At 68.7% G+C, this 23818-nt stretch carries 24 protein-coding genes and 1 tRNA gene; 12 read left to right on the top strand and 13 right to left on the bottom strand.

Features of this window, described 5'->3' with window-relative positions; all coding sequences use genetic code 11:
- Positions 1-32: 32 nt before the first annotated feature.
- A complete protein-coding gene (dcd, locus tag QCD70_RS16780) occupies positions 33-620 on the bottom strand; it encodes a dCTP deaminase (protein WP_055928005.1) in 588 nt (195 codons plus the stop codon).
- An 81-nt stretch (positions 621-701) separates the two neighbouring features.
- Here dcd and QCD70_RS16775 point away from each other — a divergent pair, with 81 nt between their 5' ends.
- Positions 702-2060, top strand: a complete 1359-nt coding sequence (locus QCD70_RS16775) for an RDD family protein (RefSeq protein WP_301218408.1) — start codon at positions 702-704, stop codon at positions 2058-2060.
- A 65-nt stretch (positions 2061-2125) separates the two neighbouring features.
- A tRNA-Gly gene (locus QCD70_RS16770) sits at positions 2126-2196 on the top strand.
- Between the two features lie 161 nt (positions 2197-2357).
- On the opposite strand, the gene QCD70_RS16765 is transcribed toward QCD70_RS16770, so the two are convergent.
- Positions 2358-2675, bottom strand: a complete 318-nt coding sequence (locus QCD70_RS16765; RefSeq protein ID WP_441004954.1) for a GlsB/YeaQ/YmgE family stress response membrane protein — start codon at positions 2673-2675, stop codon at positions 2358-2360.
- Between the two features lie 89 nt (positions 2676-2764).
- Between QCD70_RS16765 and QCD70_RS16760 the strand changes: the two genes are divergently transcribed.
- The gene (locus QCD70_RS16760; RefSeq protein WP_055926546.1) at positions 2765-3433 is read left to right on the top strand and encodes a response regulator transcription factor; all 669 of its coding nucleotides are present in this window, start codon (positions 2765-2767) and stop codon (positions 3431-3433) included.
- 66 nt (positions 3434-3499) lie between these two features.
- On the opposite strand, the gene budA is transcribed toward QCD70_RS16760, so the two are convergent.
- Positions 3500-4276, bottom strand: coding sequence for an acetolactate decarboxylase (gene budA / locus QCD70_RS16755; RefSeq protein ID WP_301218405.1), 777 nt, complete (start codon positions 4274-4276; stop codon positions 3500-3502).
- Between budA and QCD70_RS16750 the strand changes: the two genes are divergently transcribed.
- Entirely contained in the window at positions 4275-4676 is a 402-nt protein-coding gene (locus QCD70_RS16750; protein ID WP_301218403.1) for a PPOX class F420-dependent oxidoreductase, read from the top strand. The two genes, budA and QCD70_RS16750, sit on opposite strands and share 2 nt — an antisense overlap.
- A gap of 4 nt (positions 4677-4680) precedes the next feature.
- Here the strand turns inward: QCD70_RS16750 and QCD70_RS16745 are convergent, their stop codons facing one another.
- The 5 genes from QCD70_RS16745 to QCD70_RS16725 form a co-directional block, all read right to left on the bottom strand.
- Positions 4681-6453 (bottom strand): glycoside hydrolase family 35 protein, encoded by a 1773-nt coding sequence (locus QCD70_RS16745; protein ID WP_301218401.1) that lies wholly within the window; start codon positions 6451-6453, stop codon positions 4681-4683.
- On the bottom strand, positions 6446-8020 hold the full coding sequence (gene arfA, locus QCD70_RS16740) for an arabinosylfuranosidase ArfA (protein WP_301218399.1): 1575 nt from the start codon (positions 8018-8020) through the stop codon (positions 6446-6448). Before arfA ends, QCD70_RS16745 begins: the two co-directional genes overlap by 8 nt.
- A gap of 75 nt (positions 8021-8095) precedes the next feature.
- Entirely contained in the window at positions 8096-9448 is a 1353-nt protein-coding gene (locus tag QCD70_RS16735) for an ABC transporter substrate-binding protein (RefSeq protein WP_301218397.1), read from the bottom strand.
- Positions 9449-9528: 80 nt separating this feature from the next.
- Positions 9529-10338 carry a carbohydrate ABC transporter permease gene (locus QCD70_RS16730; protein WP_235497193.1) on the bottom strand — a complete coding sequence of 270 codons (810 nt, stop codon included), beginning with the start codon at positions 10336-10338 and terminating at the stop codon, positions 9529-9531.
- A gap of 142 nt (positions 10339-10480) precedes the next feature.
- A complete protein-coding gene (locus QCD70_RS16725) occupies positions 10481-11416 on the bottom strand; it encodes a carbohydrate ABC transporter permease (RefSeq protein ID WP_301218395.1) in 936 nt (311 codons plus the stop codon).
- Between the two features lie 223 nt (positions 11417-11639).
- Here QCD70_RS16725 and QCD70_RS16720 point away from each other — a divergent pair, with 223 nt between their 5' ends.
- Complete coding sequence (locus QCD70_RS16720) at positions 11640-12629, top strand: LacI family DNA-binding transcriptional regulator (RefSeq protein ID WP_301218522.1); 990 nt, start codon at positions 11640-11642, stop codon at positions 12627-12629.
- A 21-nt stretch (positions 12630-12650) separates the two neighbouring features.
- On the opposite strand, the gene QCD70_RS16715 is transcribed toward QCD70_RS16720, so the two are convergent.
- Together QCD70_RS16715 and QCD70_RS16710 are read right to left on the bottom strand one after the other, a co-directional pair.
- Positions 12651-12824, bottom strand: coding sequence for a hypothetical protein (locus QCD70_RS16715; RefSeq protein WP_301218393.1), 174 nt, complete (start codon positions 12822-12824; stop codon positions 12651-12653).
- Positions 12825-12924: 100 nt separating this feature from the next.
- On the bottom strand, positions 12925-13257 hold the full coding sequence (locus tag QCD70_RS16710; protein WP_301218391.1) for a DUF7882 family protein: 333 nt from the start codon (positions 13255-13257) through the stop codon (positions 12925-12927).
- 181 nt (positions 13258-13438) lie between these two features.
- On the opposite strand from QCD70_RS16710, the gene QCD70_RS16705 reads away from it, so the two are divergent.
- From QCD70_RS16705 to QCD70_RS16690, 4 genes are all read left to right on the top strand, one after another.
- Positions 13439-13705, top strand: a complete 267-nt coding sequence (locus tag QCD70_RS16705) for a hypothetical protein (RefSeq protein WP_055926529.1) — start codon at positions 13439-13441, stop codon at positions 13703-13705.
- A gap of 94 nt (positions 13706-13799) precedes the next feature.
- Positions 13800-14288 carry a hypothetical protein gene (locus QCD70_RS16700; RefSeq protein WP_301218387.1) on the top strand — a complete coding sequence of 163 codons (489 nt, stop codon included), beginning with the start codon at positions 13800-13802 and terminating at the stop codon, positions 14286-14288.
- 34 nt (positions 14289-14322) lie between these two features.
- Positions 14323-15801: an SPFH domain-containing protein gene (locus tag QCD70_RS16695; RefSeq protein ID WP_301218385.1), complete on the top strand. Its 1479-nt coding sequence runs from the start codon at positions 14323-14325 to the stop codon at positions 15799-15801.
- Between the two features lie 132 nt (positions 15802-15933).
- Positions 15934-16890, top strand: coding sequence for a DMT family transporter (locus QCD70_RS16690; RefSeq protein ID WP_301218383.1), 957 nt, complete (start codon positions 15934-15936; stop codon positions 16888-16890).
- 9 nt (positions 16891-16899) lie between these two features.
- Here the strand turns inward: QCD70_RS16690 and QCD70_RS16685 are convergent, their stop codons facing one another.
- A complete protein-coding gene (locus tag QCD70_RS16685; protein WP_301218381.1) occupies positions 16900-18147 on the bottom strand; it encodes an MFS transporter in 1248 nt (415 codons plus the stop codon).
- Between the two features lie 140 nt (positions 18148-18287).
- Here QCD70_RS16685 and QCD70_RS16680 point away from each other — a divergent pair, with 140 nt between their 5' ends.
- Both QCD70_RS16680 and QCD70_RS16675 read left to right on the top strand, forming a co-directional pair.
- Positions 18288-18971 (top strand): GntR family transcriptional regulator, encoded by a 684-nt coding sequence (locus QCD70_RS16680; RefSeq protein ID WP_301218380.1) that lies wholly within the window; start codon positions 18288-18290, stop codon positions 18969-18971.
- A gap of 94 nt (positions 18972-19065) precedes the next feature.
- Positions 19066-19668 carry a hypothetical protein gene (locus QCD70_RS16675; RefSeq protein WP_301218378.1) on the top strand — a complete coding sequence of 201 codons (603 nt, stop codon included), beginning with the start codon at positions 19066-19068 and terminating at the stop codon, positions 19666-19668.
- A gap of 4 nt (positions 19669-19672) precedes the next feature.
- On the opposite strand, the gene QCD70_RS16670 is transcribed toward QCD70_RS16675, so the two are convergent.
- Positions 19673-20365 (bottom strand): response regulator, encoded by a 693-nt coding sequence (locus QCD70_RS16670; RefSeq protein WP_301218376.1) that lies wholly within the window; start codon positions 20363-20365, stop codon positions 19673-19675.
- Between the two features lie 13 nt (positions 20366-20378).
- Positions 20379-22010, bottom strand: a complete 1632-nt coding sequence (locus tag QCD70_RS16665) for a sensor histidine kinase (RefSeq protein WP_301218374.1) — start codon at positions 22008-22010, stop codon at positions 20379-20381.
- A 190-nt stretch (positions 22011-22200) separates the two neighbouring features.
- Between QCD70_RS16665 and QCD70_RS16660 the strand changes: the two genes are divergently transcribed.
- Complete coding sequence (locus QCD70_RS16660; protein ID WP_301218372.1) at positions 22201-23628, top strand: cation:dicarboxylate symporter family transporter; 1428 nt, start codon at positions 22201-22203, stop codon at positions 23626-23628.
- Positions 23629-23818: the final 190 nt, after the last annotated feature.

The raw sequence follows: 23818 nt of genomic DNA, 5'->3' as shown, positions 1-23818 counted from the left end.
CATCCGTCGCGCAGAGCAACACCCGCGGCCGATCAGTCGGCCTGGGAGACGTCTGTTCTGTGGAAGTTCAGGTGCGAGCGCGAGGCCGTCGGGCCGCGCTGGCCCTGGTAGCGGGAGCCGTACTCCGTTGAACCGTAGGGCTTCTCGGCCGGGCTCGACAGGCGGAAGAAGCAGAGCTGGCCGATCTTCATGCCGGGCCAGAGCTTGATCGGCAGGGTTGCCACGTTCGACAGCTCGAGGGTGACGTGGCCCGAGAAGCCGGGGTCGATGAAACCGGCCGTGGAGTGCGTGAGGAGGCCGAGGCGGCCGAGCGAGCTCTTGCCCTCGAGCCGCGCGGCGATGTCGTCGGGAAGGGTGACGAGCTCGAAGGTCGACCCGAGCACGAACTCCCCCGGGTGCAGGATGAACGGCTCGTCGGGCTTGGCCTCGATCAGCCTCGTGAGTTCGGGCTGGTCCTCGGCGGGGTCGATGAACGGGTACTTGTGGTTGTCGAACAGCCTGAAGAAGCGGTCGAGGCGCACGTCGATGCTCGAGGGCTGGATCAGCTCGGGCTGGTAGGGATCGAGGCCGATGCGGCCCTCGTCGAGTTCGGCTTTGATGTCACGATCGGATAGCAGCACGGCCATAGCCTAGCCAAGTGACGGGCCTGGCCACATGCGTAGCCCTGCAGGGCGGATCGGGCCTCGCACTAGGGTGGTCGGATGGACGCCTCAGACCCGTTCGCCCGGGCTCTCTCCGCCCCCTCGACTCTTCCCTCGGAGCTCGCCGGACTCGACGCCGACCCCCTCTGGGCGGCCCTGCTCACGAGCGTGCAGAACGTGGTGCTCGGCGAGATCCGCCGCGGCCGCCACCCCGAGCTCGCCGACGAGACGCGGCGCTCGGCGTGGCCGGCGCTCCTCGACCGGCTCGGGCACGATGCGCGCGTGCGCATCGGGCGCGAGATCGTCGACGAGCTCACGGTGGGCACGGTCGACGAACTCTGGGCGTCCGCCATGCGCGCGACGGGCCAGGGCGGCGCCGGCTCGCCGGGTGCCGGCGGCGCGGCCGGGGTCGATCCGGATGCGATGGGCCGGCAAGCCGTGACCAGCGCCGACCCCGGGGTGCAGGAGCGCATCGTCGACCTGCTCGAACTGCTCGGCGAGGTCGTCGACGCCCAGCTCTCCGATCGCTTCGGAGTACTCGCCGACGAGTCGCGAGCCGGCGCGGTCGAATTCTCGCTGTCGGATGCGGGGCCCGCGCCCGCTCCCGTTGCGCAGCCCGTCTCGAACCCGCCTGCGCCGCCCGAGCAGCCGCCGCAGGCATCGGGCTTCGTCACGCCAGTCCCCGTGGCTCCCGCCGATGCGGGGATCGTCGTGGCTCTGCCCCCGGCGCTGGCGCAGCCGCCCGCCCGACCGGCGACCCTGCCGGTGTTCGACTGGGAGCCCGACCCCGGGCATCCGGTCGCCGCGCGATCTGAAAACGCCGCAGCTGCGCAGCCCGCGGCCCCGCAGCCCGCCGCGCCTCAGACCCCTGCAGAGCACACCGTCGCGCGGCATCCCGAGACGCCGCCCGGCGCTCCGGGATGGCGGCCGCTCCCGACGACGCCTTCGACGCGCACTCCCGCATCGTTCGGAAAGCGTGCCGCTGCCCACCTGATCGATCGGGCGATCACGACCCTCATCGTGACCGCCGCGGCGCTGCTCTTCGTGTGGCCGGCGGGGGTCTACGCCTCCTCGACGCCTCGCCCCGAGGCGGGCACGCTCGTCGTGGCTCTGGCCCTCGTCGGCGTGGTCGCGGTGAGCCTCGGCTGGTTCCTCGTCGTCGCCTGGCTCGTCGGCGGGCGCGGCGCCTCACCCGGCAAGCGGATCATGCGCATCGAGGTGGTCGGGTTCTCGTCGCCCGGACCGATCGGCTTCGGGCGGGCGCTGCTGCGCGGGCTGATCGTCGCCGCATTCGCGATCGGCAGCCTGTTCACCGCCTGGCTGCCCTACGCATCCGTCTTCTGGGACTCATCGAAGCAGCTGCGCGGCTGGCACGACAAGGCCGTCGACGACATCGTGGTGGAGCTCGCGACCCTCTGACACGTCGCGACTCCGCGCCGATCGTCGGTTAGGCTATGGATGCCTGCGGCACGACTGCAGGCCACGCGGATGTAGTTCAATGGTAGAACTTCAGCTTCCCAAGCTGATAGCGCGGGTTCGATTCCCGTCATCCGCTCTCACAGACCGCCCTAACCACGTGGGCCGTCATCCTGAGCGACGCACAACGCTCCGCGTCGTGGGGTTCGATTCCCGTCATCCGCTCTCACACGCCTTCACAGAAAACGCCCGTCAGAACTGAGAGTTCCGACGGGCGTTTCGCGTTGCGCAAGAGACCGACTAGCGGCGGGCAGCGCTGCGGCCGCGCACCTGGATCCAGATGATGAGCACGATGATCGCGCCGATGATCGATCCGATGATGCCGGCAGGCTGGAAGAAGCCCTCCTGGGCGTCGGCGCCGAAGATCAGGAAGCCGAGGAATCCGCCGACGAAGGAGCCGACGACCCCCAGCACGATGGTCATGCCGATCGACAGGTTCTGCTTGCCGGGCACGACGAGGCGGGCGATGGCGCCGGCGATGATGCCGACGACGAGGATGCTGATGATGAGTCCGAGCATGATGATGACCTCTTCAGGTGAAGTGCGTTGTGAATGCACGGTTTCTCCGTCCGGGTGTCGAACGGTGTACCCAATCAATCACCTTCGCAGGCTGGGAAATACACCCCTAGGGGTGTAAGTTCTACCCCATGGCAGCCACGAGCACGCGACCCCTCACCGTCGCCCTCGTCGACGACTACGACGTGGTGCTTGTCGGCCTCGCCCACATGTTCGACTCCTACTCCGACCGGGTGGTCGTCGCCGAGATCGACGCCACGACAGAGCTCAGCGACACCGTCGACATCGTCATGTACGACTCGTTCGCCCAGCCCGAGTCCGACCACGACGAGATCAGCGCACTCGTCGCCAGCCCCCGGGCCGGCAAGGTCGTCATGTACACCTGGAACTTCCACCCCGACCTCGTCGAAGGTGCGCAGCAGCAGGGTGTGCACGGGTACCTGTCGAAGACGCTTCCCGCCCGCGAGCTGGTGGCGTCGCTCGAGCGCATCCACGCGGGCGAGATGGTCATCAGCGACCCTCCCCGTCGCGCGAGCCCGGCATCCGGCCTCGACTGGCCAGGGCGGAACGAGGGCATCACCGACCGCGAATCCGAGATCCTCGCGCTCATCACCCAGGGCAAGAGCAACGCCGAGGTCGCGCAGCTCACCTATCTCAGCCCCAACACGGTGAAGAGCTACATCCGCAGCATCTACCGCAAGATCGGGGCATCCAGCCGCACCCAGGCGGTGCTCTGGGGCGTCGACCACGGCTTCACCCCCGACAAGCACCGCATCGACCACTGGCGCGGCGGCCCCTGACGCCCAGTAGTGCCCCGTGCGGACTATAGGGACCGGCACACCGGTACCTGTCGTCCGCAGCGGGAACTACTGGCTGGGCGGCCTGCTGTTCTCCGCGTTGCGCACCTGGGTGTCCAGGTCCTCCGGATCGAGGTCCGCCTCTCCGAAGCTCTCGTCGAGCGGCAGGCGCAGCTGCAGGTCGGTGCCCTTGCAGATGTCGACCCGCCCGCGCTCGAGCACGAAGTCGAGCACGTGGCCACCCGCCGTGAACTCGTCGTCGATGAAGTGCACGTGCCCGCCGGGAACGCCGATGCCGCGTTCGTACAGGGGCGTGCGGAAGCCCGCCACCGTGCCGTCGACCGCCTCGAAGGTCACGATGGCCTCGTCCTTCACCGCCTCGCGCATCGGCGGATACGGCTTCTGCTGCTTTCTCACCGTGCGCGTCGTGACCGACTCGAAGCGCCCGCGCACCCGCACCGCGAACAGGTAGTTCTGCGAGTCCTCGCGCTCGATGATCTGCGCCACCACGTCGGCGCGCGACGTGCGCGTCGTCACGTCGAATCCGACGGTCGGCTCGAACGGCGTCACGACGGCGAACGGCGTGCGGTCGTCGAGGGATGCGCGCTCCGCCGTTCCGTCTGCACGCAGCCGGTGGCACACCCCGTCGAGCACGAGCATCTCGCCGTCGAGCGCGTTGAACGTTCCGAGTCCGAAGTCGCCGTGCTCGAGCAGCTCCCCCACGGTCAGATCCCCGTCGTACACGCCATCGAGGAGGGCACTCATGAGGCTGGTCTGAAAGACGGTTCGGCGTCGGCTGTCCACCCGTCCAGTATGCGCCAGCACCTGCCGTAGCCTGTCGAACATGAGCAATTCAGCCGCCCTGACCGACGAGGGCCAGCAGTTCGTGACGGACCGGCACCTCGCCATCCTGTCGACCATCTCGCCGAGCGGCCGCATCCACTCGGTGCCCGTGGGCTTCACGTTCGCCGACGGTGTGCTGCGCATCATCACGGGCGACGGCACGCAGAAGGTGCGCAACATCGAGCGCGCCGGGCACGCCACCGTCAGCCAGGTCGACGGAATCCGTTGGCTCACCCTGTCGGGCCCGGCCCGCATCGAGCGCGAACCCGATGCGGTTGCGGATGCCGTGGCCCGGTACGCGGTCAGGTACCGGCAGCCGCGGGTCAACCCCCAACGCGTCGTGATCAGGGTCGACGTCGACGACCTGCTCTCCTCGAGCGGCCTGCGGGCGACGTCGGACTGAGCCTCTAGAAGTCGGTGTGCCCCAGCGACGGGTTTGACACGAAGCGCACGACCGCCTTCTCCGCACCGTGCAGCTCGAACAGCACGAGCTCGTTGGCGCCGCCGACGAGAAGCGGGCCGGGCACGTACAGCGTGGTGGCCGGGCCGCGACTCCAGTACCGCCCGAGGTTGAACCCGTTGACCCAGGCCTGGCCCTTGCCCCAGCCTTCCGTGCTGAGGAACAGGTCACGGCCCGCCTCGGCCTCGAACCGCGCCCGCAGGAACGACGGACCGGCGACGGCCCGCTCGGCCGGCACTGCCGAGTAGACGCCGGATGCCCGCCCCGTGGTCACGCCGGTGAAGGCCAGCTCGGTGACGGACCAGGCGTCGTGTTCGACCCCGTCGAGGCGAAGGCCTCCGATCAGACCCTTGTGCTCGCCGATGCGCGGGCCGTAGTTCACGCGCCCCTGGTCTTCCACGAGGATCTCGAGCATCGCGCCGCCCTCTGCCACGGCAGGAAGGCCGAGGGCGGTGTCGTGGTGGTCGCGCTGCAGCACGCCCACGGCGGCGCCGCCGACGAAGACCTGCGCCCTGTCCCTCACCTCGTCGACCGTCAGCACGCGCGGGCCGCCCGCCTCGATCCGGCTGCGGTAGAACGCGAAGCCCCGGAACTGGCCCTGCTGGTCCATGGTCGGAAGACCGTCGACCGTCACGGCCTCGCCCAACGCGCCCAGGGCATCCGACAGCGCCACGCGCTCGCCGAATGCGACCTCGATCTCGGGCGCGGCGGCGGCCTCGGCCGGCGTCTCCTCCGGAACCGGCGCGTAGCGCGCGATGACGTCGCGGAACGCCCAGTACTTGGGCCCGGGGTCGCCCGACTCCGTGAGCGGAGCGTCGTAGTCGTACGACGTGACGGTCGGCTGGTAGACGCCCTTGTCGTTGGCGCCGTTCGTGAAGCCGAAGTTCGTCCCGCCGTGGAACATGTAGATGTTCACGGAGGCGCCGGCGGCCAGGAGCGCGTCGAGCTCGCGAGCCGACTCCGCCGCGTCGGTCACATGGTGGTGGGCGCCCCAGTGGTCGAACCAGCCGTCCCAGAACTCGGCGCACATGAGCGGCCCGGTCTTCTGGTGCGCGCGCAGGGTGGCGAGCCGTTCGGCGGCCCGCGATCCGAACGAGCCCGTCTTGTGCAGTTCGGGCAGGCTGCCGTCGTCGAGCATCTGGTCGGTGGGCTGGTCGATGGTGGTGAAGTCGACCGTGATGCCGCCCGCGCGGGTGAGCTCGATCAGAGCGCGCAGGTAGTCCTTGTCGGAGCCGTACGCCCCGTACTCGTTCTCGATCTGCATGAGGATCACAGGACCGCCCCTGTCGATCTGGCGCGAGGCCACGATCGGCAGCAGGGCCGCGAAGTAGTCCGCGACGGCGCGCATGTACACGGGCTCGTTGCGTCGCACCCCCACGGCCGGATCGCTGAACAGCCAGCCGGGGAACCCGCCGTTGTCCCACTCCGCGCAGATGAACGGCCCTGGTCGCACGATGGCGTACATGCCCTCGGCGGCCACCAGGTCGAGGAAGCGACCGAGATCGAGGCCGCCCTCGGTGTCGAAGCGGCCGGGCTCGGGCGAATGCTCGTTCCACGCCACGTAGGTCTCGATGGTGTTGAGCCCCATCAGCTTCGCCTTGTGGATGCGATCGGCCCAGTGATCGGGATGCACCCGGAAGTAGTGCAGGGCTCCCGACAGGATGCGGAAAGGCTGCCCGTCGAGCAGGAAGTCGGTGTCGCCGATGCGGAAGTCAGACATTGTCGGTCCCAGGAGTCGAGGAGGTCGTGATGGTCGAGGTGGTTCGGGGGGTCGCCAGGCGGACGATCGACCACGACAGGGCCGGCAGCACGACCCGCGCGGCGCCGTCGTCGACCGTGACGATGCCGAGGTCGCGCGGCAGCACGGCATCCGGCTCGCCCCGGCTGTTGCTCGTGTGCCGGCTGCCACCGTTGGGCACGCCGAGCGTGCGCTGGTGCAGAACGGATGCGACGGGTGCGCCGTCGACATCGACCGCGACCTCGAGGGGGTCGGTCGTCGAGCGGTTCACCAGCAGGAGCGTCGTCTCGTCGCCGTCGGCCAGGGCGACCGCGTCGAGCAGGGGCACGTCCCCGTAGTCGGCCGTGCGCTGCTCGTCGGCCTCGACCGTGGAGCGCACGACGGAGCCCCGGGCGAAGCGCGCCGTCAGGGCGAAGGGGTGGAATGTGGTCTGCCGCCACGCCGGGCCGTCGGGCTCGGAGCGGATCGGGGCGATGACGTTCACCAGCTGGGCGAGGTTGGCCATGCTCACCACGTCGGCGTTGCGGAGGAGCGACATCAGGAGTGATCCCACGACCACCGCGTCGGTCACGGTGTACTCGTCTTCGATGATGCGCGGGTGCTCGTTCCACTCGCCGGCGAAGAGCGGCGGCTTGTCGACGTCGTTGAAACGGGTCTGGTTCCAGACGTTCCACTCGTCGACGCTGATGCCGATCGTGCGATCGGAGCCGTGGGCGTCGAGGGTCTCGCGGATGATGTCGGCCACCCGGCGGATGTAGCGGTCGAGGCCGACGCCCGACGCGAGGAAGCTGTCGACGTCGCCGTTCGTCTCCTCGTAGTAGGCGTGCAGCGAGATGTGGTCGAACACGTCGATGCCGTGCTCGAGAACCGTCTTCTCCCACGTGCCGAAGGTGGGCATGTCGGCGTTGGAGCTTCCGGCGGCGACGAGCTCGATGCCGGGGTCGATCCATTTCATGACCCTGCCGGTCTCGGCGGCGAGCCGACCGTATTCATCCGCCGTCTTGTGGCCGATCTGCCACGGGCCGTCCATCTCGTTGCCGAGGCACCACAGGGTGATGCCGAAGGGCTCGTCGCGACCGTTGCCGCGGCGCTGCTCTGAGAGGGCGGTGTTCCTGGGGTGATTGCTGTATTCGAGTAGCGAGGCCGCCTCCTCGATGCCGCGCGTGCCCAGGTTGACCGCGTTCATGATCTCGACGCCGGCCGTCTCGGCCCAGTCGGCGAACTCGTGCAGGCCCACCTCGTTCGTCTCGATGCTGTGCCAGGCGACCTCGAGGCGGGTGGGGCGCTCGGCCACCGGCCCGACGCTGTCCTCCCAGCGGAAGCCCGACACGAAATTGCCGCCGGGGTACCGGATGACGCTCGCTCCGAGCTCCCTGACCAGCTCGAGCACGTCGCGACGGAATCCCCGCTCATCCGCCGTGGCGTGGCCCGGCTCGTAGATGCCGGTGTAGACGGCGCGGCCCATGTGCTCGACGAAGGAGCCGAACAGGCGCGGCGAGACCGGGGCGATGATGTCGGACGGGGTGACGGTGAGGCGGGCGTGGGCCACGGAAGCTTCTCTTTCAGGTGTGCGTGAAGACGGCCCCCGCCAGCAGGCTGACGGGGGCCGCGAGGGTGCAGGAGGCTAGCTGCCCGCCTTGACGGTGAAGCCCTGCTCGTTTCCGTAGTCGGCCGTGGCCTTCTGCCACGCCTCGAGTCCGGCGTTGAGGTCGGACTTGCTCGAGTACGCCTTGCCCACGGTGTCGTTGAAGATGCTGTTCGAGTACACCTGGAAGGGCAGGTACTGCCATCCCTTCACGACGTCCTTCGACGACTGCACGAGGACCTGGTTGATCTTCTGTCCACCGAAGTAGTCGCTCTCGTAGTTCAGGAACTCGTCGCTGTTGAGGTCGGCGACGGTCGACGGGAATCCGCCGGCGTCGATCGAGGTCTGGGTTCCTTCGCCCTCGTTCATGTACTGCAGGAATCCGGCCGCGGCCAGCTTGTTCTTGCTCTGCTTCATGATCGCGTCACCACCGCCGCCGTTCTCGGCGCTGGCGGCCACTCCGGGCTCCCACGTCGGCATGGGGGCGACGCGCCAGTCTCCGGCCGCGTCCGCGACTCCGGATTCCAGGTTGCCCGGCATCCAGGCACCGATGGTCAGCGTGGCGATGCTGCCGTCGGCGAGGCCCTTGTACCACTCGTCGCTCCACGACGAGATCGGCGAGACGAGGTCGCCCTCGACCAGCTGGTTCCAGGTGTCGGCGAACTTCTTCGAGCCCTCGTCCTGCAGGTCGATCGAGACATCGGTGGAGTTCTCGGTCTTGTAGGGCTGGCCGCCTGCCTGCCAGATCATGCTGGTCGTGAAGCCGGCGTCGCCCGTGTCGTTGGTGATGTACTTGGTCGGGTCTGCGGCGTGCAGCTGCTTCGCTGCGGCGACGTACTCGTCCCAGGTTGTGGGCACGGCGATGCCGTACTGGTCGAAGACCGCCTTGTTGTAGAACAGGGCCATGGGGCCGGAGTCCTGCGGAAGGGCGTAGACACCGCCGTCGAGGCTGACCGAGTTCCAGGTGCTGTCGGTGTACTCGTCGGCGAAGGAGTCGAAGCCGAAGTCCTTCAGGTCGACGAGCGAGTCGCTGAGCGCGAACTGCGGCAGCGCGTAGTACTCGATCTGGGCGACGTCGGGCGCGCCCGATCCGGCCTTGATCGCGTTCTGCAGCTTCACGTACTGGTCGTTGCCGGTACCGGCGTTCACGACGTTGACGGTGACCTTCGGGTGCTCCTTCTCGAAGTCCTTGGCGATCTGCTCGACGGCGGGAGCCCAGGCCCACACCGTGAGCGTGGTCTCGGTGTCGAGCGCCTTGGCGATGTCGTCTGCGTTGCCCGTCTCGGCGCCGCCGCCGGCGGAGGAGCAGGCTGAGAGGGCGAGGCCCAGGGCCAGAGCCCCGGTGAGCGCCGCCGCGCCTCTGCGGAGGCCCTTATTGCTGCGAATCTTCATGAGTGTGCCTTTCACTTCCTTGTGGTGTTGAACTGATGGTGCGATGGAGGATGGGTTCGAGGGGCGGGTGCGCCGGCCGGTCAGGCCTTGACGCTTCCGGCGGAGAGGCCGGACTGCCAGTACTTCTGCAGGAACAGGAACGCGACGATGATCGGGACGATCGTGAGCAGCGAACCGGTGACGACCAGGTTGTAGATCGCGTCGCCGCCCACGGTCTGGGACTGTGCGTTCCACTGGTTCAGGCCCACCGTGAGGGGATACCAGGTCGGCTCCGAGAGCATGATCAGGGGCAGGAAGTAGTTGTTCCACGTCGCGACCACGGTGAACAGCAGCACGGTGACGATGCCGGGCGTCAGCAGACGCAGCGAGATGGTGAAGAAGGTGCGCATCTCGCCGGCGCCGTCCATGCGCGCGGCCTCGAGCACCTCGGTCGGCACGGCGTCGAGGGCGTAGGTCCAGATCAGGTACAGGCCGAACGGGCTGATCAGCGACGGCAGGATGATCGACCACGGCGTGTTCGTCAGGCCCAGCTGGCTGAACATCAGGAAGGTCGGCACGGCGAGGGCCGTGCCCGGGATGGCGACCGCGCCGAGCACGACGGCGAAGACGCCCTTCTTTCCGGGGAAGTTGAACTTGGCCAGCCCGTAGCCGCCAAGGGCCGCCAGAAGCGTCGCACCGCCGGCGCCGACGACGACGTACAGCAGCGTGTTGCCGAACCAGCGAACGAATTCACCGTTTCCGTAGCTGAGCGTCTGGGCGATGTTGTCGAACAGCGAGAAGTCGCCGCTGAACCAGAGACCGAACGAGCTGAGCAGCTCGGACTGGGTCTTCGTGGAGCTGACGAACAGCCAGAACAGGGGGAAGAGGGCGTAGACGACCATCACGGACATGACGATCGTGAGCAGGATCGATCGGCGCTGGTGCACGCCTCGGCCCCCGAGGGAGCGGGTGTGCCTCGTCGCTCGCGACGTGGAACGCGTGCCGCGTGCCGAGGCCGCGGCGGAGGGGGCGGTAACAGTGGCCTGGGTCATCTCAGACCTCCTTTCGCGAGCCGCGGTTTTGCACGATGAGGGCGATCACCGCGGTGGCGACACCCATGACGATGGCGATCGTGGCCGCGTAGTTGTACTGCTGACCTGAGAACGACAGGTTGTAGGCGTACATATTCGGCGTGAACGACGTGACGATGGTGTTCTTCGCCAGGGGCTTCAGGATGTTCGGCTCGTTGAACAGCTGGAAGCTGCCGATGATCGAGAAGATGGTTCCGATCACGATGGCGGGGCGCAGAGCCGGGAGTTTGATGCTGCGGATGACGCGGAAGTGGTTGGCCCCGTCGAGCTCGGCCGCCTCGTAGAGGTCGGTGGGGATGACGCGGAGGGCCGCGTAGAAGAGCAGCATGTTGTAGCCGACGAACTCCCACGTGACGATGTTGCCGATCGAGGCCAGGACCCACGCGTTCGAGAGCGGGTCGGGCAGCGAGATGCCGAAGAAGTCGTTGATGTTGGCGACGAGGCCGAAGCGCACGCCGTACATGAACCCCCACATGAGCGTCGCGACCACCGCCGGCACGGCGTAGGGCAGGAAGATGCCGATGCGGAAGAACGCCGGGAAGTGCAGCCGGGCACTGTCGATCGCGAGTGCCGCGAACAGTGCGAGCAGCAGCATGATCGGCACCTGCACGACGAGGAAGATCGACACACGGCCGAGCGACTCCCAGAACTTCTGGTCTCCCAGCACCTGGATGTAGTTGGCGAGTCCGACGAAGGAGTTGCCGCCGACGAGCTGGTCTTTGAAGAAGCTCAGATAGATCGAGTAGACCACCGGGGCGATCAGCACGAAGGCGAAGATCAGCATGAACGGGCCGATGAACTTCCAGCCTGTCCAGTCCCGCTTCGCCTTGTGCGGCGCGGGACGCCTGCCCAGGCGTGGTGCGACCGCAGCGGTCGGATCCTGTGACACCGTCGTCATTTCACATTCTCATTCTTCTAAGAGAGAGTCTCTGCGTGAGAGACGCTGACATCCGTCGCGCGGATGTTTACGTAAACACGATGGGATGACGCTAGCATGTTTACGTAAACAAATGCCACGCGGATGTGTGATCCGGTCGCGTGCAGACAATCGGAGAACAGTGAGCGCTCGAGACGACGACGATGTCACCGAACAGCTTCCCCGCCCGCAACGGGGGCCCTCGATGGCCGACGTCGCAGCCGTGGCCGGCGTCTCGGCGCAGACGGTATCGAGAGTCGCGAACGGGCTGAACAACGTCGAGCCCTCGACGAAGGAGAGGGTCCTCGCGGCGATGAGCCAGATCGGCTATCGGCCGAACAGCGCCGCCCGCGCGCTTAAGACAGGTCGGTTCAATTCGATCGGCGTCATCATGTTCACGCTGTCGACGTTCGGCAACATGCGCACGCTCGACGCGATCGCGACCGCAGCGACGCAGGCCGGGTACTCCATCACGCTGATCCCGATCGCCCTGCCGACCCAGGGTCAGCTGCTGGGAGCATTCACCCGGCTGAGCGAACAGGCCGTCGACGGCGTGGTCGTCATCGTCGAATCGCACATCCTCGACCGCGCCGACATCTCACTGCCCACGGGCATGCCGGTCGTCATCGTGGACTCCGACGCCGACGACACGTATGCCGTCGTCGACACCGATCAGACGGCCGGCGCGCGCGACGCGACCCGACTGCTCCTCGACCTCGGCCATCGCACGGTCTGGCACGTGTCCGGACCCGAGGCGTCGTACTCCGCCGCGCGACGCAGGGATTCATGGCTGCGCACTCTCACCGAGGCCGGCGTCGAGGCACCGCCCGTTCTCGTCGGCGACTGGACGACCAACTCGGGCTACCAGCACGGCCTCGCCCTGGCCGAGAACCGAGACGTCACGGCCGTGTTCGCCGCGAACGACCAGATGGCGCTCGGACTCATGCGCGCGTTCCACGAGAACGATCTCGCCGTTCCCGAGCACATCAGCGTCGTGGGATTCGACGACATGGAGGAGTCGAGCTCGTTCTGGCCGCCGCTGACGACGGTGCATCAGGACTTCAGCGCCGTAGGGCGACTGTGCATCGAGCGGCTCCTCACCCAGATAGACGGGTCGCGGCCGTCCGGTGGAGCGACGATCGTTCCCACCGTGCTCATCGAACGGCAGAGCACGGCGCCTCCCCGTTCGATCTGACGCCGCTCGGGCCGACGCAGGTCAGAGAGGCGGGGTCACCGTGTGGTTGATCTCCCAGCCGGAGTCCCACTCCTCGTCCGAGAAGAACGTCCCCATCTCCTCGGTTCCGTAAGGAATGGCCTTCGAGTTGAGGGAGCGGCGAGGTCGCGCGGGCTGCGGCGGCGTTACGTCGTCGTCGTCGTTCGTGGCACCCATCCGGCTCACCTCCTGTCGCTCGTTCTCCGCGGATAGGTTACGTCGTCGATGCCGGGCGCAATAGGTCTAGGCAGCACGGGTCTCGTGAGAGAGAATGCGCTCACACGTGTCCGCGAGGGTTCCACGACGGCGGCGTGCCCGGCTCCTCGGTGTAGACGAGGCCCTGTCCACTGTTCGACGACGCCGCCAGCAGGTCGATCCACTCCCTGTTCACCGGGCCGAGCTTCGACTCGTGAAAGCGGAAGTAGAGGGGAAGGGCGGGCGTGAGCCAGATGCTGGAGCGCCCGCTTCCCACCGCGACGTCCTCTTTCCACGAGAAGAAGAAGCTCTCTCCCCGGCGGAGCTTCGCTCCGATGACGAGCTGCAGATGCAGGAGCGCCCGGTCGGCGATGTCGATCTCGAGTTCGGACCGTGCGTAGATCAGTTTTCCCATTGCTCTTCTCTTGGTGCGCGCGCCTCCATGAAGCGAGACCGGACAACTGTAGGGAAGATCGTGAATCGGCATTCTGGGACTTGACAAAGACGGCCTCGATTCGGATCGTTCGAATCTTTGGCGTGTCGCGGACGCACGCATATGCTCGTCACTATCGAACATATATTCGAACGATCGGAGCATGATGAGCATCTCGTACACGGCCGAAGCGGTCACCCTCTGGGTCGACGACGACGTGCCCTCCCGCATGGTGTGGAATGGGCGGCGCTGGCGTGTCAGCGACATGCCCACCCCCCTCGAAGACCTCGCGTGGTCACGCGTCACGCACCCTCCGATCGTTCGCGGCTGGCGATTCCAGGCCACCAACGAGCTCGGCGTGAGCTTCGTGTTCGACGTGGTCTGGTCGGTCTCCGATCGCGAGTGGTCGCTGGTGCGCGTCTACGACTGAGACGGTGGCGTCGGCTCGCTCGCAGCACGTGAGACCTGACAGGGCACCCCTCGTTAGGGCATGCTAGAAGAGCTTTCGACACGAAAGGTGCCGCATGCTCCCGTTTCTCATCGTCGGCGCTGTCGGCCTGCTTCTGCTGCTCTCGAGCATCATCGTCGGCGATCTGCTCGATCTCATCGGGGCGGGCGACGGCCTCGTCTCCGGCATCGCGATCGGCGCAGCACTGTCGATCTTCGGGGTCGCCGGCATCATCACCGTCTCGAACGACCTGCCCACCTGGCTCACGTACGTCATCGCCGTGGCGCTCGCTCTCGTCGCCCTCGTGGCCATCCAGCTGTTCGTCAGCCACATCGCCAAGCAGGAGAGCGGCGGTCACTACTCTCCCGTCGGCCTCGTCGGCGTCACCACCGTGACCACCGGCCCCGCCGGCGGAGAGGTGAACCTCGACGACGTGCGCGAGCTCGAACGGCGACCCGCCGTCAGCGACGCGACCCTCGCGGCGCAGACGCGCATCCGGGTCGTCGAAGAAGACGGCTACCGCGTCAGGGTCGTGGCCGTCGTCGAAGACGGCGCCGCCCCCTAGAGCCACAGTCCCCTACAGAGAGGAAGCCCAGTACATGGACTTCATCAGCAGCAACACGTCCATCGTCTCGGTGGTCGTCGTCATCGTCATCATCGTGGCGTTGCTCGGCTTCATCGCCAGCCGCATCCGCCGCGTTCCGCCGAACCAGGCGCTCATCGTGGTCGGCCGCGGCGCCGCCAAGGGTGCCGCAGAAGGCATCACGTCGCCGCAGAAGGTCATCATCGGCGGCCGCACGTTCATCTGGCCCATCTTCCAGGAGGGCTTCAAGCTCTCGCTCGAGCAGTACCAGACCTCGGTCGATGTCACAGCGATCGACAGCAACTTCATCCGCACCTCGGTGAAGGCCACGGTCAACTTCAAGGTCACCGGCAGCGAGGACGGCGTTCGTCGCGCCGCCCAGCGCTACCTGCTGCAGCAGGCGAAGCTTCCCGAGATCGTGCAGCAGTCGCTCGAAGGTTCGTTGCGTGGCCTCATCGGCGGCCGGGCCGTCGACGAGCTCGTCAAGAGCTTCGCTCAGCTGGCGCAGGACGCGGTCACCGAGACCAAGGGCGAGCTCGCCGAGCTGGGCCTGCAGATCGAGACCCTGAACATCCGCGAGATCGAGACGCCCGGCTCGACCTACCTCGCCGACCGTGGTCGCGCCGAGGCCGCCCAGGCCCGTCAGATCGCCGAGGTGCGCGAGGCCGAGACCGTGCGAGCCGCGGCCCTCTCCCGCATCGAGAACGAGCAGCTCACGGCCGAGCGCCAGCGCGAGCTCGACCTGCGCGTCGCCGCCATCAAGGCCGACACCGAGCGCGCCAACGCCGAGGCCGACGCCGCGGGTGAGCTGGCCCGCGCCGAGCAGGCCACCTTCGTCGCCGGCAAGGAGCGCGAGGCCGTGGCCGAGCAGGCCAAGGTCGCCGAGCAGCGACTCAACATCGAGGTCCGCCAGCCCGCCGAGGCCGCGGCCTACGCCGCGGTGCAGAAGGCCCAGGCCGATCGCGATACCGAGAAGGCATCCGTCGACGTCGAGGTCTACCGTCGTCAGCAGACGGCAGAAGCGGCCCGCACGGCCGCCGTCAACGAGGCGGAGTCGATCACCGCCCTCGGTACCGCCAACGCCGCCGCCACGCGGGCCAAGGGTGAGGCCGAGGCCGCCGCGGTCAAGGCTCTCGCCGAGGCGCAGAACCTGCTCAGCCGCGAGGCCCTCGCATCGCGCGCCATCGATGCCCTTCCTGAGGTCGCCCGCCGCATGGCCGAGCCGCTGTCGAACGTCGACAACATCTCGATCATCTCGACCGACGGCGCGAGCGCGCTCACGAAGTCCGTCGCGCAGAACATGACCGAGCTGCCCGAGGTCATCAAGCAGGCCACGGGCCTCGACCTCAGCGCACTGCTCGCGGGGCTCGGCGGCGGCATGGTCGCCCGCTCGACCCAGGGCACGGGCACCCAGGGCGCTGGCACCCAGGGCGCTGGTGCGCGCACCACGGCGGCGCCCGCCGCCGCGGCCGACACCGAGTCGCCCGTCATCTAGCACCTCCTTCGAGCGCGGGTGTTCGCGTCGAACGCGGTGGTTCAGCCACCGCGCACGGTGCGGACACCCGCGCTCGACCCATGCCGCCCCGGGTGGCATGGCAGTGTCCGCCGCTACCGATACCGTGAACACATGAGCACCACGCACCGCACCGCCGAGGGCACCACGAACGTCTCGGCGGCCATCCAGTTCGCCTCGATGGGAATCGTGTGGGGTGCCAGCTTCCTCTTCATGAAGGTGGCCCTCGAGGGCACCTCGTTCGGCCAGGTCGCCTGGAGCCGCCTGGTGCTCGGCGGTCTCGCCCTCGGCGTGGTGATGCTCATCACCCGCAACTCGCTGCCCCGCTCGCCGAAGGTCTGGGCCCACTTCGTCGTCGTCGCCGTCTCCGGCTCGGTTCTGCCCTATCTGCTCTTCGCGTGGGCCGAGCAGTACGTCTCGAGCGGGCTCGCGAGCATCTACAACGCCGTCACCCCGATCACCACCGCCCTCATGGCCACGCTGGTGTTCCGCGTCGAGAAGCTGTCGCGCGCCCAGATCCTCGGTGTCGCCGTGGGAATCGTCGGAGTCGTCGTGATCATCGGCCCCTGGCGCTTCGTGCCCACGGCCGCCGCGGCAGGCTCGCCCGTGACCGAACTCGCGGGCCAGCTCGCCTGCCTCGGGTCGGCCGTCTGCTACGGGTTCACCTTCGGCTACCTGCGCCGCTTCATCACCGGCCGGGGCGTCAGTGGCGTCACCACGGCCTTTCTGCAGATCGGCCTCGGCGGCGCCATCATGCTGCTGCTCACCCCCGTCGTCGCGATCGGCGCCGTGCAGCTCACGCCCGCGATCGTCGCCAGCCTGCTCGTCCTCGGAATCGTGGGCACCGGCTTCGCCTACCTCTGGAACATCAACGTGCTCCTCACCTGGGGCCCGACCGTGACCTCCACCGTCACCTACCTGACGCCGATCGTGGGAGTCGCCCTGGGCATCCTGGTTCTCGGCGAGACCCTCTCGTGGAACGAGCCGCTGGGCGCGGTGCTCGTGTTCCTCGGCATCCTGCTGGCGCAGCGCAGACTCCGCTGGCCCCGTCGGTCACCCGTCGGCGCCTAGCCGCGGCACTCAGAGGCGGTCGCGCTCCTCGCGCATGCGCGGCACTAACGGGATCGCGGCCACGGGGAACAGGGCGACCACCACGAAGGCGAGCGGGTAGCCGACGAGCCCGATCAACGCTCCGACGGCGGGACCCACGATCGAGGCGGCCACGTACTGTCCCGTGTTCTGCACGCCGAGTGCTCGACCGCTCCAGGCCGGCCCCGCCGTCTCGGCCACCGAGGTGAAGGCGAGCCCGTTGTCGGCCACGACCACGACCGTGGCGACCACGAAGACGACGGCGGCGGCACCCCAGGTCGCGGCGTCCGACAGAGCGAGCAGCAGCATCACGGCGCCCGCCGACATCGCGACCCAGCGCAGCGGGCGCACGCGGCTGCCGAGCCTGTCGCTCCACACCCCCACGAGGATCCGCCCGATCGCGCCCACGAACTGCGCGGCGCCCACGAGCACACCGGCGGCGAGCGGGGCCCAGCCGAGCTCGGTGACCAGCCACACCAGTCCGAACGTCGACACGGTGAACTGCGGCACGACGAGCAGAATCGACACCGCGTGGATGCGCCACAGGAACCCACTGCCCCGGTAGGGGTTGGCGGGTCGCGCCGCAGAAACGGCGGGGACTGCGGGCGCCGCGGGCGCGTCCGCCGCTCGGGCGCCCGCGGGCGCATTTCGGATGCCGACCCCGCAGGCCACCGCGAACACGCCGGCGATCACGGCGGGAACGAGCAGGGCGAGCGGCACTCCCCCGGCCTCGGCGGCGACGGGCACCGACACCGCCGCGATCGTGACCCCGAGCGGCACGGCCATCTGCCGGATGCCCATGGCGAGTCCGCGACGCGAGCTCGGGAACCAGCGCACCACGAGCGAGCCGCTCGCCGAGTTCGTGCTGGCGGAGGCCATGCCCCCGAGCAGCAGGAAGGCTCCGATCGCGACGTATCCGTCGACGGTCATCGCCAGGAACGCGGCCGCCGAGGTGAGCGCGAGGCCGACGGCGATCACGCCGCGCTCCCCGATCCGGTCGACGAGCGCACCCCAGGCGAACAAGGTGAGCACCATTCCCACCGTGGGCGCCGCCGCGAGCAGCCCCGCCTCGGCCAACGTGAGTCCGCGCTGCGTGTGCAGCAGCAGGATGAGGAACGCGGGCGTGTTGATGAACACCGTCCCCGCGGACTGCGCCCCGAGCCCGAGACCCAGGTTGATCCAGGCGCGAGCGGGGATGCGCGCGGTCGCGCGGGCGGAGGCTGTCGCCGTGGAGGTCATGGGGCCGTTCCTTCGTTCACGGCACCCGAGGTGAGGCCGTATTGGTATACCATTACGGTATACCAATTGATGCACGACGCAACTGCACGACGCAACTGCACGACCTCACCACGCGACGCAACCGCACGAGAAGGACACCCGTGGCCGACGACGAACGCCCCACCCAGACGGCGCAGCTGTACGACAGGCTCCGGGCAGCGATACTCACGCTCGAGCTGCTCCCCGGCCAGAGCCTGTCTGAGCGCGGCCTCGAGTCGCGATTCCAGGCATCCAGAACCCCCGTGCGCGCCGCTCTCGTGCGCCTCGAAGACGAAGGGCTCGTGCGCCGCGACGGCCGCAGCTACGCGGTCGCACCCATCGACCTCGACGAGATCGAGCAGCTCGCCGAATACCGCGAGGCCATCGAGACCGCGGCGGCGCGACTGGCCGTGCAGAGGGCATCCGACGAGCAGCTCGATGCGCTGGCAGACGAGCTGAACGACGCCGCAGACGCGAACGCCGCGGGAGACAGCGTGCAGGCGGGCGGCGACTTCCACGCCCGCCTCGCAGAGCTCGCCGGCAATCCGTTCTTCGGCACGGCGGTCGCCACCTCGCTGCGCCGCCTCGAAAGAACCCGCTGGCTCGAGGCCCGCTCGCCCGAGGCCCGCAGCCACGCGCGCGACGAGCACCTGCGCATCCTGCAGGCCGTGCGCGGGCGCGACGCCGATGCCGCGGAGCAGCTGATCGCCGAGCACATCCGCGGAACTCACGAGCGCCTGCTCGAGGCCCTCGCCTCGAACGATTGGCGCCGGGCACAGCTGCTGCCGTCAACGGCTCATGCGTGACCAATTCAGGAGGAGCGCGTCGCCGACGCCACTATCCACACGGCTGAGCTCTCCTCCTGAATTGATCACAAGCCACGCCGCCTATGCTGGCCCGATGGTCACCGAACACCGCTTCACCGGTCGCATAGCCGGCTTCGGCACGGCCTCGGGCACACGGATCGTCGTGGGCATCTGGGCGGAGTCGCCGCTCGGCGCCTTCACCGACGTGATGCTCCAGGATGCGTCGGGCCACCGCACGCTGCTGGCCCCGAGCGACGAGATCGCCGAATTCGTGTCGTCGACGTACTCGTTCGACGAGGTGAGGGTGGTGCCGGTGACCACCCGGCGCGTCGACGGCGGCCTGGCCGTGACCGCCGGCGACCTGTCGGTGCGGATGCGCGTGGGCGGCCTCTCGACGCTCGGCCGGCTGCTGCGCGTGGTGCCGTCGCTGGTCGCGACGCATCCGGCGTGGCTCCGGGTCATCGATCCCGTCGCGAGCCGCCTCGTGGCGGGAGTGCACACGGCCGGCACGGCGGGCAACGGCAGGCAGGAGTTCTACGGGGTGACGCTCATCCGGGCTCTCGACGATGTCGTCGCGACCCGTTCGGGCGAGAGCCTCGGCGCGATGACTCCGCTCGATCCGCCGGTGACCTTCGGCTTCGGATCGGCCCCGCCCGCGCCCTCGATCGTCGACGTCGTGACGACCATCCGGGAGTAGCTGGTCACGCGCGCCAGCGATACTCCACCTCGGGGCGCCCCGGCGTTCCGTAGCGCGGCGCCCTGTCGGCACGACCCGAGTCGGCCAGGTACTCCAGGTAGCGCCGGGCCGTCACCCGCGACGCGCTGATCTCCTCGGCCAGCTCCCGCGCCGACACTCCCCCGCCCGATTCCAGCAGCAGGGCCGACACCGCGCTGAGCGTCTCCGGGCTCAGGCCCTTGCCGAGGCCGGGATCGTTCGACGTGCGCAGCGCCGCGAACGCGCCGTCGACATCCCGCTGGCTCGCCACGGTCGGCGACTGCGCGAACAGGCTGCGGAAGTCGCGGTAGCTCGTGAGCTTGTCGGTGAACACCCCGAAGGTGAACGGCTTGATGAGGTACTGCACGATGCCCGCCGCGATCGATGCCCGCACCACCTCGGCGCTGCGCACCGCCGTGATCGCGATCACATCGACGTCGACACCGCCCGCGCGGATGCGCCGGCACAGCTCGAGTCCGTCGATGTCGGGCAGGTTCATGTCGAGCAGGATCAGGTCGATGCGCTCGGCCGCCTCGCCCAGCGACGCCTTGAGCAGCCGAACCGCCTCGGCACCGGTGTGCGCGATCCCGCCGACCTCGAAGCCGTCGAGCCTGCCCACGTAGAGGGCGTGCGCCTCGGCCGTCAGCACTTCGTCCTCGACGATCAGCACCCTGATCACGACGCCCCGCCCATCACGACTCGACCCGCGCGGGCATCGGCAGAGTCACGGTGAACACGGCGCCCACGTGCTCGCTCAGCTCGATGACGCCGCCGAGTCGGGCGACCGTCTGCCGAACGAGGGCCAGCCCGAGGCCCCGGCCGAAGGCATCCGACTCTTTCGTCGAGAACCCGCGCCCGAACACCCGCTCGCGCGCCTCGTAATCGATGCCCGGGCCCGAGTCCGACACCTGCACGACGAGGTCGTCCTCGCCGTCGCCCAGCCCGAGGTAGACCTCGACCCACGGCTCGGTGCCCGGGGCGGTTCCGGATGCGGCCGCGTCGAGCGCGTTGTCGACGAGATTGCCGAGGATCGTCACGACGTCGGCCGGCTCGAAGCCCTGCGTTCCCGGCTCGAGGTGGGTCTCGAGGTTGAGCGCCACCCCGCGCTCGCGCGCCTGCGCCGCCTTGCCGAGCATCAGGGCGGCGATCACGGGCTCGTCGATCGAGACCAGCACGCGGTCGGCGAGCCGCTGGCTGAGGTTGAGCTCGTCGGCGGCGAAGCGCAGCGCCTCGTCGGAGCGGCCCAGCTCGAGCAGCGACGCGATGGTGTGCAGGCGATTGGCGAACTCGTGGGTCTGCGAGCGCAGCGCGTCACTCATGGTGCGCATCGACTCGAGTTCGCCGGTGACCCTCAGCAGTTCGGTTCGGTCGCGCAGGGTGGTGACGGTTCCAAGAGACCGGATGCGGCCCGAGCCGCCCTGGGCATCGGGTGGCAGGGCCGGCTGATGGTTCACGACGAGCACGTGGTCGCGGGTCACGAAGACCTCGTCGCGCGCCTCGCCCTCGCTCAGCAGCAGGGACTTGAGAGACCCCGGGATGTCGAGCTCGTCGACCGGCCGCTCGGGGCCGCCCGGGGTGAGGCCGAGCAGGTCGGCCGCGTGGTCGTTGTAGAGCACGAGCACGCCCCGGGCGTCGACGAGCACCAGGCCCTCGCGCACGGAGTGCAGCACCGACTCGTAGTAGGCGAACACCTGGCCGAGCTCCTCGGCACCGCGGCCCGCCGTGACCCGGCGAAGGTAGCGGCTGAACAGCCACGACACGAGCGCGCCCACCGCGATCATCGCGGCGCCGGCTCCGAGCAGCAGGTGCACCCGCGGCCAGAACTCCTCGTCGACCTGGCTCAGGGTGATGCCGGCCGAGACGAGCGCCACGACGCTGCCGTCGGATGCGAGGATGGGCGCGACCGCGCGCACCGACGGCCCCAGCGTGCCGGTGTACGTCTCGGTGAAGCTCTCACCCGCGAGCGCGGGGGCGATCGTGCCGAGGAACTTCTTGCCGATCTGCTCGGGGTCGCGGTGCGTGTAGCGCGTACGATCCGGCGCCATCACGGTGATGAAGTCGACGTCGGTGTCGTCCATCAGGGTCACGGCATAGGGCTGCAGCACGGCGGAGGGATCCGGCTGCTGCACGGCGTCGATCACGAACGGGTTGTGGGCGACGGCCTGGGCGGTGACCATGCTGCGCGCCGACGCGTCGTCGGTGGCCCGGCCACGGGCATCCAGAGCCAGCAGCGCGACGGCGAGGCCGACGGCCACGATCACGAACACGGCCTGCACGGCGAACAGACGGGCGGCGATGCTGACCCGTCGTCGTCGACCGTTCATCTGCAGCTCCTTCGCGCTCCGTCGCGCCTCTGCCGCCCTACGCTACGCGTCGCGGGCCCCTGCGTCGACCGATTCGCGAACAGTATGAACACAACAGCTCTCTGTGTGGTCGCCGCGCACAGGATGACCTCAGTAGTTCAGGCAGAGTCGCCACGGTGTTGTGGCGGCCCCTCACGAAGGCAGGCATTCCATGAGCACCACATCGGCATCGGGCCGTGAGACCCGCAAGAAGCTCGACAAGAACCACTATCTCTACATCGCGGTGATCGTCGCCGTGGTGGCCGGCGTCATCGTCGGGCTCGTCGTTCCAGAGTTCGCCAAGACGCTGGCCCCGATCGGCACCGCGTTCGTCGGACTGATCAAGATGATGATCGCCCCGATCATCTTCTGCACGATCGTGATCGGCGTCGGCTCCATCGCGAAGGCGGCGACCGTCGGCAAGGTCGGCGGCCTGGCGCTGGGCTACTTCATCGTCATGTCGACCTTCGCCCTGGCGATCGGCCTCGTGGTGGGCAACCTGCTGCATCCGGGAGAGGGCCTCGACATCTCGGCGGCCAGCTACGACACGAGCAACATCGTCGCCGAGTCGACGGAGGACTTCTTCCTCGGCATCATCCCCGTGTCGCTGTTCTCGTCGCTCGTCGACGGCAGCATCCTGCAGACCCTGTTCGTGGCGCTGCTCGTGGGCTTCGCCCTGCAGAAGATGGGCGACAAGGGCGCGCCCATCCTCGGTGCGATCAAGTCGCTGCAGGCGCTGGTCTTCCGCATCCTGTCGATGGTGCTGTGGGTCGCGCCGCTCGGCGCGTTCGGCGCCATCGCGGGTGTGGTCGGCTCCACCGGCTGGGGTGCCGTCGTCGCGCTGGCCACCCTGATGATCGGCTTCTACGTGACCTGCGCGATCTTCGTGATCGTCGTGCTCGGCACCCTGCTCAAGCTCGTCACGGGCGTGAACATCTTCTCGCTCATGAAGTACCTGGCCCGCGAGTACCTCCTCATCGTCGGAACCTCGTCGTCGGAGGCCGCGCTTCCCCGCCTCATCGCGAAGATGGAGCACCTCGGCGTCTCGAAGCCGGTCGTGGGCATCACCGTTCCCACCGGGTACTCGTTCAACCTCGACGGCACCGCCATCTACCTGACGATGGCGTCGCTGTTCATCGCCAGCGCCATGGGCACCCCGATGACGATCGGGGAGCAGATCGGCCTGCTGCTGTTCATGATGATCGCCTCGAAGGGGGCCGCCGGGGTCACCGGTGCCGGTCTCGCGACGCTCGCCGGCGGGCTGCAGTCGTTCCGCCCCGACCTGGTCGACGGCGTGGGCGTGATCGTGGGAATCGACCGCTTCATGTCGGAGGCCCGCGCCGTGACGAACTTCACCGGCAACGCGGTGGCGACGCTCCTGGTCGGAACGTGGACCGGCGAGGTAGACAAGGGCCAGGTGCGCAACGTTCTGGGCGGCAACGACCCGTTCCAGGAGTCGAGCATGAACCCGGATGCGCACGCGGCGGATGCGCCGATCGAGGCCACGACGGCGTCGAACGCCGACCCGGCGGTTCCGTCGACCGCCTCGCTGCACGCCCTCACCGGGGTCGAGCCCACGAAGGCGGCGCCGCGCCGCTGAGTCGGGTGCGCCCGACGCGGGTGTTCGCGCGCGGCGCGGTGGTTTCGCCACCGCGGTGGGGGGGGCCCCCCCCCCGCCCCCCCCCCCCCCCCCCCGCCGCGCTCCGCCCACCCCACCACACCCAACCAAAACTGACCGGCCGCCCGCCCCCCCCCCAACCGACCCCTGCTGGCGGCGGCCCCCCCGCGCG

The sequence above is a fragment of the Agreia sp. PsM10 genome (genome assembly GCF_030433855.1).
In the GTDB taxonomy this organism is placed as follows: domain Bacteria; phylum Actinomycetota; class Actinomycetes; order Actinomycetales; family Microbacteriaceae; genus Agreia.
This window is presented reverse-complemented; position numbering and strand designations above follow the sequence as displayed.